The organism is Tenacibaculum jejuense (assembly GCF_900198195.1).
GTDB classification, from domain to species: domain Bacteria; phylum Bacteroidota; class Bacteroidia; order Flavobacteriales; family Flavobacteriaceae; genus Polaribacter; species Polaribacter jejuensis.
Genome location: NZ_LT899436.1, coordinates 2,409,528 through 2,423,970 on the forward strand (window position 1 = coordinate 2,409,528; position 14,443 = coordinate 2,423,970).

Consider the following 14,443-nt stretch of genomic DNA (forward strand, 5'->3'; position numbering starts at 1 on the left):
GATTCGAATATAAATCTAAACGTGATGATAAAATCTCAAAAAAACTACTTCAATTTTTCAATAAGAATTATACCAATAATTATTATAACTTTTGCTTTTACGCAATGCAAAAAAGATATTGAAGAGCGAGAACCTTTAGTAGAAACTGTTATCCCAAACTTCTCAGGAAATGATGCTATAGCTATTGATCCTAACGGAAATATTATTGTTTCTGAATATGGTAGGTTTTTGAATACTGGTGGAACAGGAACTAAATTATTTAAAATTACAAATACTGGAATAGTTACTGATAGTATTACAAACTTATCTGGTCCGCTTGGTAATGGAATTGATTCCAAAGGAAATATTTACGTAAACGATGCTAATAATACTGCTAACGGACAACTTTTAAAAATATCTCCAAATGGTAATCGTAACATATTAGCTACAATTTCTGGTTGGCCATCTGGTTTAGCTTTAGATAAAGACGATAACATTTATACAACAAACTTTATTGAACCCAATATTCATAAAATTACACCTAAAGGAAATATTTCAATTTTTGCTTCAGATCCTAGATTAGCAGGATGTGTAGGAATTGATTTTGATAGTAAAGGAAATTTGATCGTTGCTAATTTTGCTACCGCAGAAATCTTATCTATTACAGTAGAAGGAATTGTTTCTTCGATTACTACAATTCCGGATATTGTTATCAGCGGATTTGGTATAGGTTATATGACTGTTTTAGATGATACAGTTTTTGCAACTGGAGTTGCCGTAAATAAAATTTTCTCAGTTTCTCTTAAAACTGGTGCCATATCTGAATTAGTAGGTACAGGTAATGCTGAAACTAAAGATGGAAACTTTGCAGAAGCTTCTTTTAATGGACCTAATGGAATAACTGTAGACGTAAAGAATAGAGTTCTTTATGTTTCTGAATTTGGTCAACAAGGAGGTTTAAGAAAAATATACTTACCTAACGATATTTAAAAACACTTTCGCGAAACGGACATACACCTTGAATGTCGATAAATGATCAAGGAATACATTTATTTTTAAATCAATATTATTATGAAAAAATCTATTGCAACACTAGGTTCTGTAATGAACAAACAACAATTAATGACTATTAACGGAGGAGTAAGTAGAAGAAGATATTGTAAAACTTTAAAGAATTTAATTTTAGGAGGCGGTTATCAAGGAGACTATCAATATGCCGTTGACACTTACAATCAGCATTGTTAATAAAAACAAAGAGGAGAATTATGATAATTCTCCTCTTTTATAATTTATTAGATGCTGTAATTTTATACATTAAATCTAAAGTGCATCACATCACCATCAGCAACAACATATTCCTTACCTTCTACTCTAACTTTACCAGCTTCTTTCACTTTAGCTTCACTTCCATATTCTTCATAATCGCTATAGCTAATAGTTTCTGCACGAATAAATCCTTTTTCAAAATCTGTATGAATTACTCCCGCTGCTTGTGGTGCAGTAGCTCCAACAGGAATTGTCCAAGCTCTAACTTCTTTTTCTCCTGCTGTGAAATATGTTTGTAAATCTAACAATTTATATGCAGAACGAATTAAACGAGAAACACCTGGCTCTTCTAATCCAATATCTGTTAAGAACATTTGACGCTCTTCATAATCTTCTAACTCAGCAATATCTGCTTCAGTAGCAACAGCCAAAACAATAATCTCTGCTTCTTCATCTTTTACTTCTTCTCTAACCTTTTCTACATATGCATTTCCATCTTTAGCAGAAGATTCATCTACATTACATACATATAAAACTGGTTTTGCAGTAATAAACTGCATAGATTTTACTAACTCTTCTTCTTTTTCTGTGAATTCTATTGTACGAACAGATTTTCCAGCTAATAAAACTTCTTGAATTTTTTCTAATAAAGCTAGTTCTGCCTGTGCTTCTTTATTTCCTGTTTTCGCAGCTCTTTTAACTTTTTCTAGTCTCTTTTCAACTGCTTCTAAATCTTTTAATTGTAATTCAATATCGATAGTTTCTTTATCGCGAATTGGATCAACAGAACCATCTACATGTACAATATTATCGTTATCAAAACATCTCAATACATGTAAAATAGCGTCCGTTTCTCTAATATTTGCTAAGAATTGGTTTCCTAAACCTTCTCCTTTACTTGCTCCTCTTACCAATCCAGCAATATCAACAATTTCTACTGTAGCAGGAATAACTTTTTCAGGATTAACTAATTCTTCTAACTTTTCTAATCTATGATCAGGTACATTTACAACTCCTAAATTTGGTTCTATAGTACAGAATGGAAAGTTTGCACTTTGTGCTTTAGCGTTTGATAAACAATTAAATAAAGTTGATTTTCCAACATTAGGTAATCCTACAATTCCAGCTTTCATTTAGTATAAATTGATATTTTTTTGCGTTTGCAAATATAGCACAATACTTTACTTTTTAAGGTCTTTATACTTAAAAAGCTAGATGGATTCTTTTTTAAATTAAACCAATTTTTTAATTTAGACGCTTAACCTGTTATTTAATGAACCAAATATCTGATGAAACTTTGTGGAAATCTTTAAAAGAAGGAGATCTTAAATCGTTCTCTGTGCTTTTTAAAAAATTCTACCCCTCATTACATAGTTATGGTTTAAAAATTTCTAAAGATGAAGCTTTAACCGAAGATGCTTTACAAGATTTTTTTGTGTACATATATGAGCATAAAAAAAACCTTAGCGATCTTCAATCTATTGCTCCTTACTTATTTGCTTCCTTCAGAAGATTTATTATTAAGAAAATTAGTAAAACAAAAAAATATACAATTATTAGAAACATCGACACTAATATTGTAGACATAAGTTTCACTCCCGAAGAATTTATAACCAAACAAGAATCCCTAACATTTAGGAATAAAAATTTAGCAAAATTGATTAATCAACTCCCAAAAAGGCAAAAAGAAGTTATTTATTTAAAGTTCAATTGTGACTTTAAACCTACTGAAATTGCTGAGACTATGGGGATAAATTATCAAAGTGTTATTAATACTTTACACAAGGCCATAAAAAATCTTAGAGAAGAAGAAAGCATTGTTAAATTATTAAATTCATAAATTTGCATACTTAAAAGAGTATATTTCATAATTTATATGCTTTTAATAGTAAAATACGTAGTGTACTTTACACTATTAATTTAATGAGAGATAAGAAATACCATACAATTCAAGATTTATTAGAGGACAAATCCTTTAACAATTGGGCTTTAGATACTGCTGTTACTGAAGACTCTTTTTGGGATGCATGGGTAAAAGAAAGTGCTACAAATACGAATCTGGCAGCCGAAGCTAAAGATATTATTGTAGGAATTAATTTTAAACAAGAAACAGTTTCTAAAGAAAAAGTAGATGCTGAATGGGAAAAATTAGAAGCTAAACTTCAAAAGAAGAAAAATTCAACAAAAAATAAGAGAACTTTTAAGTTGAATTATCTTTCTGCTGCTGCTTCACTCCTATTACTTGTTTCTTTGAGCGTATTTGTATATACTAACTTTTCTACTATTACTCACAAAACAGCTTATGGAGAAATGTTAGATGTTTCTTTAAAAGATGGATCTATAGTTACATTAAACTCAAATTCATCTATAAGTTTCAAAAAAAATAATCCAAGAAATATAAAGCTATCTGGAGAAGCTTATTTTAAAGTTGAAAAAGATTTAGCTAAACAAGCTAAGTTTAAAGTTACCACTAAAGACTTAATCGTTGAAGTTTATGGTACACAATTCAATGTAAAAACTTCTGAAGATAAAACTAATGTGTTTTTAGAAGAAGGAAGTGTTTTACTAAACTTGAATAATGGAAAAGCTCAAAAAATGATTCCTGGAAATTATATCGAGTATTCTTCCTTAGCCAAAAAAATTGTTGTTAATGAAAACAATAATACAACTGATGATCATATTTCATGGAAAAACGGAAATCTAATTTTCGACAATGCAACTCTAGAAGAAGCTTTAGCTAAAGTATCTGAAAACTATGGTGTTAAATTTAAATACAACAAAGCCGAGACAAAAGATATTTTAATTACTGGTAAAGTGCCTACAACAGATCTTGAAATTTGCTTAAACGCGATAAAAAAGTCTACAAACATTAAAATTCAAAAAGAAAATAGTATACTAGTAGTTTATAAAAATTAACCAAACTATTTTTAATGCTATACAGAAACACTTATCGCCAATTTTCTAATGTATTGGTGTTTCTTTTCATTAATGTATTACATCTCTATAGTCAAGAACCTAATTATATTCCTTTAGCAGATGCTTTAGAAAATATTAGTGACAAACATGATATATATTTCACCTACAATCCTTTGATCATTAAAACGGATAAAGTTGATATTACTCCTTTTCAAAATCTCTCCTTAAAACAATCTATTACTTTATTAAAAAAAGTTACTTCATATAAAATTGAGTATTTAGGAAATAAATATTACGTGATTTTTAAACCAGATAAAAATTATGCTTATAATGATTCTACAACTAGATTTAAAGATGATTCAGAGAAAAATATTGATAGTATTAAACAAATCAATTTTGAAAAAAGAGTAATTGTTAGAGGGATTGTTTTAGATGAATATTACAATCCTATTCACAAAGCTAATGTTACAGAAAACAACACTAAAAACGGAACCATAACAAGACGTGATGGGAGTTTTGAATTAAAACTCATGAAAAATAATCCTTTAATGATTTCTCATGTAGGTTTTACAAATGAAATGATTTTTCCAAATCAAAATTACATCCAAGTTGTTTTAAAGTCTGGTGTACAATTAGATGAAGTTTTTATTGTTGGGTCAAGAAATTCGAAACGACAAAAAATAGATTCTCCTGTTTCTACAGAAGTTATAAATGTAAAATCAGTAATTAAGAAAAGTGAACTTTTAGAAGTGAATCAACTTATCCAAACTGAAATTCCCTCTTTTAATGCTACCAAACAATCAGGTTCAGACGGAGCAGATCACATAATTCCTGCAACATACAGAGGATTAGGTCCAGATCAAACTCTAGTTCTTATCAACGGAAAAAGAAGACATCAAACATCTTTAATCAATTTATACGGAACACGAGGTCGAGGAAATTCTGGAACTGATTTAAATACAATTCCTACTTCTGCTATTAAAAGAATAGAAGTTTTAAAAGACGGAGCTTCTGCTCAATACGGTTCAGATGCAATTGCTGGAGTTATTAATATCGTATTAAATGATAATCCTAATGAAACCAATATTAACTCCACTTTCGGTTTTTACAATGCAAATAATAATAAAGATGCAACTAAAAAAGGTATCGATGGTTTAACTTTTAAAACTGAAGTAAATTATGGAGCACCAATTAAAAAGAATGGTTTTGTAAACTTATCTGCAGAGTTTTTAACCAAAGGACATACATTTAGACAAGGAACTGTTATTAGAGAAAATTATGGTGATGCAGCAGTAACAAGTAGTAGTGTTTTTTTTAATGCGGAAATTCCTATTTCTAATTCAATAAAAGCCTATACAAATGGTGGTTACAACTTTAAAAACACAGATGCATATGCTTTTACTAGATCTTTTGATAGCGAAAGAAATGTTCAAGCTATTTTTCCAGATGGATTTAATCCTTTAATTACTACTAATATTTCTGATAAATCTTTTACTCTTGGATTTAAGGGAAAAATAAATGGATGGAATGTAGATTTTAGCAATAGCTATGGAAACAATTATTTTCATTATTTCATTAAAGAAACGCTAAATGCAACATTACTAGAAAACTCTCCAAATGAATTTGACGCTGGTGGACATAGTTTGAATCAAAACACGACAAATATTGATTTAACCAGACAGTTTTCCGGTGTTTTAGAAGGTTTACACATCGCTTTAGGTTTGGAAAATAAAATTGAAAACTATAAAATTTTTGCTGGTGAACCTTTTTCATATGAATCTTATGATCTCAATGGAAATGTGATCACAAACAATACACCAACAAACTTAATTCCTACATTTAATGGAATTGTAAGACCTGGTGGCTCTCAAGGATTTCCTGGTTATGCTCCTATTAACGAAGTTGATCGAACTAGAACTAGTTTTAGTTTTTATTTAGATGGTGAAATTGACATTACCAAAAAATGGATTTTAGCAGCAGCAATTCGTTATGAAAACTACAGTGATTTCGGTAATTCTTTTAACACTAAAATCGCTTCAAATCTCAAAATAACTCCAAAATCTAATTTTAGATTTTCCTTTAGTACAGGATTTAGAGCTCCATCTTTAGCACAAATTTATTACAATTTAAAATTCACTAATTATATTGATAATGTTCCTACAGAATCATTTTTAATAGCCAATAATAATCCCATAACACGACAATTTGGAATACAAAAATTAAAAGAAGAAAAAGCTCAAAATTATAGTTTAGGATATCATCATAGGTTTTCAAATAATTTGAGTTTTTCACTAGATGCTTATCATATTTTTATTAAAGATCGAATTATTTTAAGTGGAAATTTTGATGCTTCTTTATTGAACACAGATGCAGAAAACGTTCAATTTTTTGCAAACGGGGTTAGTACAAACACTTTTGGAATTGATTTTAAATTAAATTGGTTAAAGAATTGGGATAATTCAAGTGTAAACTTCAACTTAACTGGTAATGTAAATGACATGGAAATTACCCGAATTAATTATGAAAATTTAAACCCTGAAACATTCTTCGGTATTAGAGAACAGTTTTTTTTAAAAGCATCAGCTCCAGATTATAAAATTATTTTAAATTCAATTTTTACAACAGGAAAGTTTTCAATTAGTAATACATTAACTCAATTTAGTAGCTTACAACTTGTCGATTGGCAAATTAATAATCCCATAAGTGAATATAACAACTCTTCAGAAGAACGGTTAAAAGCTTCTATAGACAATTACGATGCAAAACTTACCTTAGATACACATTTTACATACAATTTCAATAAAAATTTTTCTTTCCAAATTGGGGCGAATAACTTATTCAACACCTATCCTACTGTACAAGGCGAAAATACTGATAGTGGAGGTTTATGGGATGCTGTTCAAATGGGAACAAACGGAGCCTTTTATTACAGTAAAATTTTAGCTAAGTTTTAAATTTCTCTTAAAATTTAGAGTATAAAAAAACATAGAATTACTTAAGCATAGTATAACAGAACTGTTAATTAACCAAATAATTAACAAATAAAAACTTAAAATAAACTAATTCATTTAATTATGCTGAAAACAAAATTATGTTTTTTACTTACTCTTATTTGTGGAGTAATGTATGCTCAAACAAAAATTTCAGGAAAGGTTGTAGACTCAACCAATGAACCTTTACCTGGGGCAAGTGTAGTAGAAAAAGGAACCAGTAATGGTACTTCTACCAACTTTGACGGATTATTCGAGCTTACTGTAGCTGATAATGCTACGCTTGTAGTAAGTTTTACTGGTTATGAAACTACTGAAGTTTCTGTAAATGGAAAAACAAACTTTACTATCGTTTTAAAAGATGGTGTACAATTAGATGAAGTTGTAATCACTGGATCTAGAACACCAGTAAGAAGTAATATTGCTAGTCCGTTACCAATAGATATTGTAGGTGTAAAAGAATTACAATCTACAGGACAAGCTACTTTTGATAAAACATTACAGTATAAAATACCTTCTTTTAATACTGTACAAACTCCTGTTAATGATGCAACTTCGCTATTAGATCCTTACGAAATTAGAAACTTAGGACCAAGTAGAACTTTAATTCTAATTAACGGAAAACGTAAAAACTTAAGTTCATTATTATACACACAAACTTCACCAGGTCGTGGTGAAACTGGTGCAGATATTTCAGGAATTCCTATTGATGCTATTAAAACAATACAAGTTTTAAGAGATGGAGCTTCTGCTCAATATGGTTCTGATGCAATTGCTGGTGTAATGAACGTTATTTTAAAAGATGATTATGCTAATTCTTCTGCAACTTTTAGAGCTGGAATTACTGGTGAAGGTGACGGAGAAATGATTGGTGTTAGTATTAATGGTGGTGATGAGATTGGAGACGACAAAGGTTTTATCAATTATACTATAGATGTTTCTAAAACTGCTTTAGCTAATAGACCTGGAACAGTAAATGCTGAAGGAGAGTTTGCTGATTTTGGTGGTGCTAGACCTGGAGAAACTTTAGCTGATGTTCGTGAATTTCTATCTAGAAGACCAGATGCAGGTAACATTAATGGTTCACCTGAAACAAGTGCAGCAAAATTCTTAATTAACGGTAGTTTTAAAACTGCTAAAGACAAAGATTTATATTTTAATGCAGCTTATGTTTATAAAAAAGTAAACAGTTTTGCAAACTATAGAACACCATATTGGAGAGATATTCAAGATTTTCCTTATTTAGGTTTATTCTTCCCAGGTGCTAATCCAACTAATACTGGAACATATACAGATGCATTAGGAACATCTTTTAATGGAAATGGTTATGATGGTTATCTTCCAACTTTTGAAGGTGACTTAGCTGATTACAACGCTACTTTAGGATTAAAAGGAAAAATTAACGGTTGGAATACAGATGCTAGTATAACTGTTGGTGGAAATAGACAAACATATTTAGTAAATAACTCACATAACAGAGCTGAAATTTTAGATGCTAATGGTGAATATGTATACAGACAAAATAGTCCTATTAGCTTCCAACCAGGTGGAACAGCTTTTAATCATATTGTAGGAAATATTGATATTTCAAAAATCATTAATGATAAATTATCTTTTGCAATTGGTACGGAGGTAAGAGGAGAATTCTTTGATATTCTTGAAGGACAATTATCTTCTTATGAAGGAATCGGTGCAGATTCTTTTGCTGGTAATAGACCTGAAAATTCAGGTGAGTTTAGTCGTTATAATATTGGTGGATATGTTAGTGCTTCTTTTGATGCTACCGAAGATTTATTATTTGAAGGAACATTAAGAGCTGAAAATTATAGTGATTTTGGTACTACATTTGTATGGAAAGCAAGTTCTCGCTACAAATTCTTAGATGATAAATATACTTTAAGAGCTTCTGTTTCTACTGGATTTAGAGCACCAACTTTACATCAAATTTACACACAAAAATCTCAATTCTCTTTTGTAGCTGGACAAGGAATTCAAGTTGTTGGTTTAGTTAACAATGTTTCTCCTCAAGCTCGTCAATTAGGAGTTCCAAAATTAAAAGCAGAAGAATCTACAAACTTTACTGTTGGTTTTGGTGCAAAACCTATAAAGAATTTAAGCTTCACTGTAGATTATTATAATATTCAAATCGATGATAGAATTGTTTTAGGTAATGAAATTGATTTTAGCGGTACAGGGTTAGGATTAGGAACGTTAAGTTTCTTCTCAAATGCAATAGACACAAGAACTTCAGGAATAGATGTTGTTATTGGTTATAAAGGTATTGAATTAGGGGAAGGAAAACTTGGTTTAAATTTATCAGGAAACTATACTATTGAGAATGAAAGAACTGATAATAATGGTAGTCTTTTAGTAGATCAAACTCAAGAATCGTTATTATTTACTTCTCGTCCACAAACAAAATGGATTTTAGGTGCCAATTATACTGTTAATAAATTCGACTTCAACATAGGAAATACGTACTTTGGTAAAACTACATTTCACCAAGCTGGTTTAGATTCTAATTTAAGAACTGAATTTATTCCTAAAATCGTTACGGACTTAGGAATTAACTACAATGCAACTAAAAATATTACAATTGCAGCAAACATAAATAACATTTTTAATGTATTACCAGAGTGGGAATTCGTTGCAGAAAACCAAACTGGTCAAGATATTATTAATAGCACTGCTATTACTGCAACAGGTTTAACTCAAATTCAAAATGAGGCGAACTTAATCACTTTTAATCAGCGTTACTCACAAATGACTTATGATGGTTACCATTTTAGTCAATTGGGAACTTTATTTAATTTATCAGTTAATTATAGGTTCTAGTAATAATCCCTCTAACTTTAAAATGCTACTTTTATGAAGTAGCATTTTTTTATTCTCAATCATCTATCTATGCAAAGTTTATATTCTAATGGTTTAGAAAACATCTATGATGAAATGTATCAAACCTTTATCAATTATGAGGAAGAATTTCAATTTTACTCAAAAATTATCAAAAAACACAATAAAGAAAATGTATTAGAAATTGGTTGTGGTTCTGGTCATTTAGCAAAACATTTTATTCATTCTACAATCGATTACAACGGTATGGATTTAAGTAATGATATGGTTAAACTATCACAAAAGAGAAATCCAACAGGTACTTTTCATAAAGGTGATATGACCAATTTTTATTTAAATAAAACTTTTGATAGTGTAATCATTACAGCTAGAACAACTAGTTACTTATTGAATAATGTTTCAGTACAAAAAGCTATAAAAAACATTTATAGCCATCTAGATAAAAAAGGAATATTTTGCTTCGATTTTATAGATGCAAACCGTTTTTTTAAACTAATAAAAGATGGAAAAACAATTATTCACAATGCAGAAACAAGAAATACAACATATTCAAGAACTAGTTTTATGAAACCTAAGATTACCAAAGAGAATTTTATGTTTCAATGGGATGCAAAATATTATGAAATTAAAAATAAAAATCACACGCTTATCACTGAAGATCAATCTGAAGTTCGTGCTTTTACAATAAATGAATGGCAATTATTTCTGGAGATAAATAATTTTACAGTTTTAGAAATAATTGATAGAAAGAGTTACGCATTCGATACGTATGTCGTTGTAGCTCAAAAACAATAAAAAACCCAAACTAAGTGCTTGGGTTTCATAATTCTTAAAATTTAGAATTTAATCGTTGTGCATAAATCGTTGTTTACCTAACAACTCTTCTTCTGTTTCTACGTTGTTTTCATCAGGAACACAACAATCAACAGGACAAACAGCAGCACATTGTGGCTCTTCATGAAATCCTTTACATTCTGTACATTTATCTGCAACTATGTAATAAATTTCATCAGAAATTGGCTCCTGATCTTCATCTGCGTTTGCATTATTTCCGTTTGGTAAAACTATATTTCCTTCTAAATCTGTACCATCTGCATATTTCCACTCTTCTGCTCCTTCGTATATTGCTGTATTTGGGCACTCAGGTTCACAAGCACCACAATTTATACATTCATCTGTTATAATAATCGCCATAGCTAATCTATTTCAGTTTTGTAACTTTGCTATCGCAAAAATAAAGCCAATTTAATTTAGAAACAATTTAAATGGACAAAATCGGAAAACGTATTGAAGCCTTTATCAAATTAGGTGATTTTTTAAGTCAATTTTCTAGAAATGAAATTTTAAAAGATGCTAAAGTAGAATTTAATGATATTTTCTTTGATGGGTTTAAGCATCAACTAAAATTGGCAGAAGAAAATAACAGCTGGTTTACAAAAGAAAATCTACTATTTGCTTGTGAGAGCTGGGCGAGCGCTTTGACCGAAAAAAATATTGAACAGTGGACAAAAGATGAATCATTGAACAACGATTCAACAAAAACTGTTGCAATAATTATGGCTGGTAACATTCCATTAGTTGGTTTTCATGATTTCCTTTCTGTACTAATTTCTGGTCATGCTGTTTTAACTAAACTTTCAAGCAACGATAAACACTTACTGCCTTTTTTAGCTAAATATCTTGAGTTTTGTAATGAAGAATTTAAAGGTAAAATTTCTTTCACCAGTGAAAAATTAGAAAATTTTGATGCAGTTATCGCCACAGGAAGTAATAATACTGCAAGATATTTTGAATTTTATTTTAAAGATAAACCTAATATTATTCGTAAAAACAGAAACTCAGTTGCAGTAATATCTGGAAATGAAAACGAAGAAGATTATGCAAAATTAAGCGAAGATGTTTTTCGTTATTTCGGTTTAGGGTGTCGTTCTGTTTCTAAATTATTCATTCCTAAAGGATATGATTTTGATCAATTCTTTAAAGGCATGTACAATAAACAAGATATTATTAATAATACCAAGTATGCTAATAATTACGATTATAACAAAGCGGTATACTTAATGAGTGAATTCGATATTCTTGAAAACGGATTTTTAATGATTAAAGAAGATGAAAGTTACGCTTCACCCATTGCATCTGTTTTTTATGAATATTATGAAAACTCTGATGACTTAAAAATTAAACTTTTCGAAGACCGAGAAAAAATACAATGTGTAGTTTCTAAGGATTTTATTGAAAATGAAATCTCTTTCGGACAAACACAACATCCTAATTTATGGGATTATGCTGATGGCATAAACACATTAAACTTTCTATCAAACCTCTAAATTTTATTTTAAATGAAAAAGCACAATTTTAGCGCGGGTCCATGTATTTTACCTGAAGAAGTATTAAAACAAGCTTCTGAAGCTATTGTAAATTTTAATAATGACGACTTATCATTAATTGAAATTTCCCATAGAAGCGCACCTTTTGTAGAGGTTATAGAAAAAGGAAGAAGACTAGCATTAGAGCATCTTAACTTATTAAATAAGGGGTATAAAGCTCTATTTTTACAAGGAGGCGCTAGTACTCAGTTCTTAATGACAGCTTATAATTTTTTAAGCAAAAAAGCTGCGTATTTAAATACTGGAACTTGGAGTACTAAAGCAATTAAAGAAGCTAGATTATTTGGTGATTTAATTGAAGTAGCTTCTTCAAAAGATAAAAACTTCACTTATATTCCAAAAGAATATACGGTACCTAATGATGTAGATTTTTTTCATTGTACCAGTAATAATACCATTTATGGAACACAAATGAAAACATTCCCAGAAACTAATGTTCCTTTGATTTGTGACATGAGTTCAGATATTTTTTCTCGTCAATTAGATTTTTCAAAATTTGACTTAATTTATGCTGGAGCTCAAAAAAATATGGGACCTGCTGGTACTACTCTAGTTGTTATTAAAGAAGATTTACTTGAGCGTATTTGTAGAGAAGTTCCTTCTATGTTAAGCTACAAAGTTCATGTAGAAAGAGACAGTATGTTTAATACGCCTTCTGTTTTTGCAGTATATGTTTCTATGCTAACCTTAGATTGGTTAAAAGGCTTAGGCGGAGTTTCTTTTATTGAAGATGTAAATAAAAAGAAAGCGAAATTATTATATGATGAAATAGATAGAAATCCTCTTTTCAAAGGAATCGTATCCAAAGAGGATCGAAGTACTATGAATGCTACATTCACTATTGTTAACGAAGATTTACAGTCCCGTTTCGATTCGATGTGGAAAGAAGCTAACATTAGCGGAATAAATGGCCACCGTTCTGTTGGCGGTTACAGAGCTAGTATGTACAATGCTTTACCTTTATATAGTGTACAAGCATTAGTAGATGTAATGAAAGAGTTAGAAAGAAAAGCATAAAAACATATCATATTGAATTAGTTTCAGCATCTTATTATTTGGAGAAACTGAAATAATTTCAATTTGACGTACAAAACGAATTAAATTATAAAATGAAAATATTAGTAAACGAAGGAATTACTCAAGGAGGAGTTGATATTTTAGAAAGCAAAGGATTTGAGGTAATTATTACTAAAGTTGCTCAAGAACAACTTGAGAACTATATAAATGATAATAGCATTGATGCTATTTTAGTTAAAGACAATACACAAATTCAACAAGAATTGATTGATGGTTGTCCCACTTTAAAATTAATTGCTTCTGGTGGCTCAATGGATAACATCGACGTACAATATGCTATTGATCAAGGTTTACACATTGTTGATAGTAAGGAAGGAAGTGCTAATGCTACAGCCGAATTAATTTTTGCTCACTTATCTGGTTTAGCTAGAAATTTACATTTAGCAAACAGAGAAATGCCTTTAGAAGGTGATATGAATTTTAAAGGATTACACAAATTATATCAAGGAGTAGAATTAAGTGGTAAAACGTTAGGTTTAATAGGAATTAATAGTTCAAGTTTAGCTACAGCAAAAATAGCTTTAGGTTATGGAATGAAAGTTGTGTTCTCTGATCCTGAAATTGTAGAAACATCACTTGAATTAGAGTTCTTCGATGGACAAACTGTAAATTTTGAATTTAACACTATTCCTTTTGATGAATTACTTGAAGAATCTGACTTTATAACTGTACACTTAAACTCAGATAACTTTAAATTAGGAGAAGCTGAATTTAAAAAAGTAAAAGAAGGCGTGATGATTATTAACTGTGTAAAAGAAGGTTTAGTAGATGAAATAGCATTAATTACTTCTATAGATAAAGGACCTATTCGTTATGCTGCTTTAGATGTTTTTGAAAATCAACCAAATCCAGAGATTCAATTATTAATGAATCCAAATTTATCATTATCACCTAATGTTGCTAAAGCTACAAACGAAGCACAAGAAAAAATTAGTATCGAATTGGCAAATCAAATTGCTAATTTACTATCGTAAT

General features: G+C 29.8%; 12 protein-coding genes. 10 read left to right on the forward strand and 2 right to left on the reverse strand.

The annotated features are described in order from the left end of the window. Nucleotides 1-24 precede the first annotated feature (24 nt). Together AQ1685_RS10820 and AQ1685_RS10825 are read left to right on the forward strand one after the other, a co-directional pair. A complete protein-coding gene (locus AQ1685_RS10820; protein ID WP_095072044.1) occupies nt 25-969 on the forward strand; it encodes an NHL repeat-containing protein in 945 nt (314 codons plus the stop codon). Between the two features lie 81 nt (nt 970-1,050). Continuing rightward, nucleotides 1,051-1,224: a hypothetical protein gene (locus AQ1685_RS10825; protein ID WP_157730183.1), complete on the forward strand. Its 174-nt coding sequence runs from the start codon at nt 1,051-1,053 to the stop codon at nt 1,222-1,224. A gap of 62 nt (nt 1,225-1,286) precedes the next feature. Here AQ1685_RS10825 and ychF read toward each other — a convergent pair whose 3' ends face one another. Continuing rightward, nucleotides 1,287-2,378: a redox-regulated ATPase YchF gene (ychF, locus tag AQ1685_RS10830; RefSeq protein ID WP_095072046.1), complete on the reverse strand. Its 1,092-nt coding sequence runs from the start codon at nt 2,376-2,378 to the stop codon at nt 1,287-1,289. Nucleotides 2,379-2,518: 140 nt separating this feature from the next. Between ychF and AQ1685_RS10835 the strand changes: the two genes are divergently transcribed. The 5 genes from AQ1685_RS10835 (at nt 2,519) to AQ1685_RS10855 (ending at nt 10,799) form a co-directional block, all read left to right on the forward strand. Next, the gene (locus AQ1685_RS10835) at nt 2,519-3,085 is read left to right on the forward strand and encodes an RNA polymerase sigma factor (RefSeq protein ID WP_095072048.1); all 567 of its coding nucleotides are present in this window, start codon (nt 2,519-2,521) and stop codon (nt 3,083-3,085) included. A gap of 83 nt (nt 3,086-3,168) precedes the next feature. Then, the gene (locus AQ1685_RS10840) at nt 3,169-4,161 is read left to right on the forward strand and encodes a FecR family protein (protein WP_095072050.1); all 993 of its coding nucleotides are present in this window, start codon (nt 3,169-3,171) and stop codon (nt 4,159-4,161) included. A gap of 14 nt (nt 4,162-4,175) precedes the next feature. Continuing rightward, complete coding sequence (locus AQ1685_RS10845; RefSeq protein WP_231970179.1) at nt 4,176-7,115, forward strand: TonB-dependent receptor; 2,940 nt, start codon at nt 4,176-4,178, stop codon at nt 7,113-7,115. Between the two features lie 120 nt (nt 7,116-7,235). After that, on the forward strand, nt 7,236-9,986 hold the full coding sequence (locus tag AQ1685_RS10850) for a TonB-dependent receptor (RefSeq protein WP_095072052.1): 2,751 nt from the start codon (nt 7,236-7,238) through the stop codon (nt 9,984-9,986). A gap of 69 nt (nt 9,987-10,055) precedes the next feature. Further along, the gene (locus AQ1685_RS10855; RefSeq protein WP_095072053.1) at nt 10,056-10,799 is read left to right on the forward strand and encodes a class I SAM-dependent DNA methyltransferase; all 744 of its coding nucleotides are present in this window, start codon (nt 10,056-10,058) and stop codon (nt 10,797-10,799) included. Nucleotides 10,800-10,847: 48 nt separating this feature from the next. On the opposite strand, the gene AQ1685_RS10860 is transcribed toward AQ1685_RS10855, so the two are convergent. Then, nucleotides 10,848-11,198 carry a 4Fe-4S dicluster domain-containing protein gene (locus AQ1685_RS10860; RefSeq protein WP_095072055.1) on the reverse strand — a complete coding sequence of 117 codons (351 nt, stop codon included), beginning with the start codon at nt 11,196-11,198 and terminating at the stop codon, nt 10,848-10,850. A 71-nt stretch (nt 11,199-11,269) separates the two neighbouring features. Between AQ1685_RS10860 and AQ1685_RS10865 the strand changes: the two genes are divergently transcribed. The 3 genes from AQ1685_RS10865 to AQ1685_RS10875 all read left to right on the forward strand — a co-directional run bounded on the left by AQ1685_RS10865 (nt 11,270) and on the right by AQ1685_RS10875 (nt 14,442). After that, nucleotides 11,270-12,331: an acyl-CoA reductase gene (locus tag AQ1685_RS10865; protein WP_095072056.1), complete on the forward strand. Its 1,062-nt coding sequence runs from the start codon at nt 11,270-11,272 to the stop codon at nt 12,329-12,331. A gap of 12 nt (nt 12,332-12,343) precedes the next feature. Beyond that, a complete protein-coding gene (serC, locus tag AQ1685_RS10870; RefSeq protein ID WP_095072058.1) occupies nt 12,344-13,408 on the forward strand; it encodes a 3-phosphoserine/phosphohydroxythreonine transaminase in 1,065 nt (354 codons plus the stop codon). Nucleotides 13,409-13,500: 92 nt separating this feature from the next. After that, nucleotides 13,501-14,442 (forward strand): NAD(P)-dependent oxidoreductase, encoded by a 942-nt coding sequence (locus tag AQ1685_RS10875; protein WP_095072060.1) that lies wholly within the window; start codon nt 13,501-13,503, stop codon nt 14,440-14,442. The last annotated feature ends 1 nt before the right edge of the window (nt 14,443 follow it).

Bases quoted from the DNA above. Each gene is read 5' to 3' on its own strand.
- AQ1685_RS10820 (WP_095072044.1), top strand. From the start codon at position 25: ATGATAAAATCTCAAAAAAACTACTTCAATTTTTCAATAAGAATTATA.
- AQ1685_RS10825 (WP_157730183.1), top strand. From the start codon at position 1,051: ATGAAAAAATCTATTGCAACACTAGGTTCTGTAATGAACAAACAACAA.
- ychF (WP_095072046.1), bottom strand. From the start codon at position 2,378: ATGAAAGCTGGAATTGTAGGATTACCTAATGTTGGAAAATCAACTTTA.
- AQ1685_RS10835 (WP_095072048.1), top strand. From the start codon at position 2,519: ATGAACCAAATATCTGATGAAACTTTGTGGAAATCTTTAAAAGAAGGA.
- AQ1685_RS10840 (WP_095072050.1), top strand. From the start codon at position 3,169: ATGAGAGATAAGAAATACCATACAATTCAAGATTTATTAGAGGACAAA.
- AQ1685_RS10845 (WP_231970179.1), top strand. From the start codon at position 4,176: ATGCTATACAGAAACACTTATCGCCAATTTTCTAATGTATTGGTGTTT.
- AQ1685_RS10850 (WP_095072052.1), top strand. From the start codon at position 7,236: ATGCTGAAAACAAAATTATGTTTTTTACTTACTCTTATTTGTGGAGTA.
- AQ1685_RS10855 (WP_095072053.1), top strand. From the start codon at position 10,056: ATGCAAAGTTTATATTCTAATGGTTTAGAAAACATCTATGATGAAATG.
- AQ1685_RS10860 (WP_095072055.1), bottom strand. From the start codon at position 11,198: ATGGCGATTATTATAACAGATGAATGTATAAATTGTGGTGCTTGTGAA.
- AQ1685_RS10865 (WP_095072056.1), top strand. From the start codon at position 11,270: ATGGACAAAATCGGAAAACGTATTGAAGCCTTTATCAAATTAGGTGAT.
- serC (WP_095072058.1), top strand. From the start codon at position 12,344: ATGAAAAAGCACAATTTTAGCGCGGGTCCATGTATTTTACCTGAAGAA.
- AQ1685_RS10875 (WP_095072060.1), top strand. From the start codon at position 13,501: ATGAAAATATTAGTAAACGAAGGAATTACTCAAGGAGGAGTTGATATT.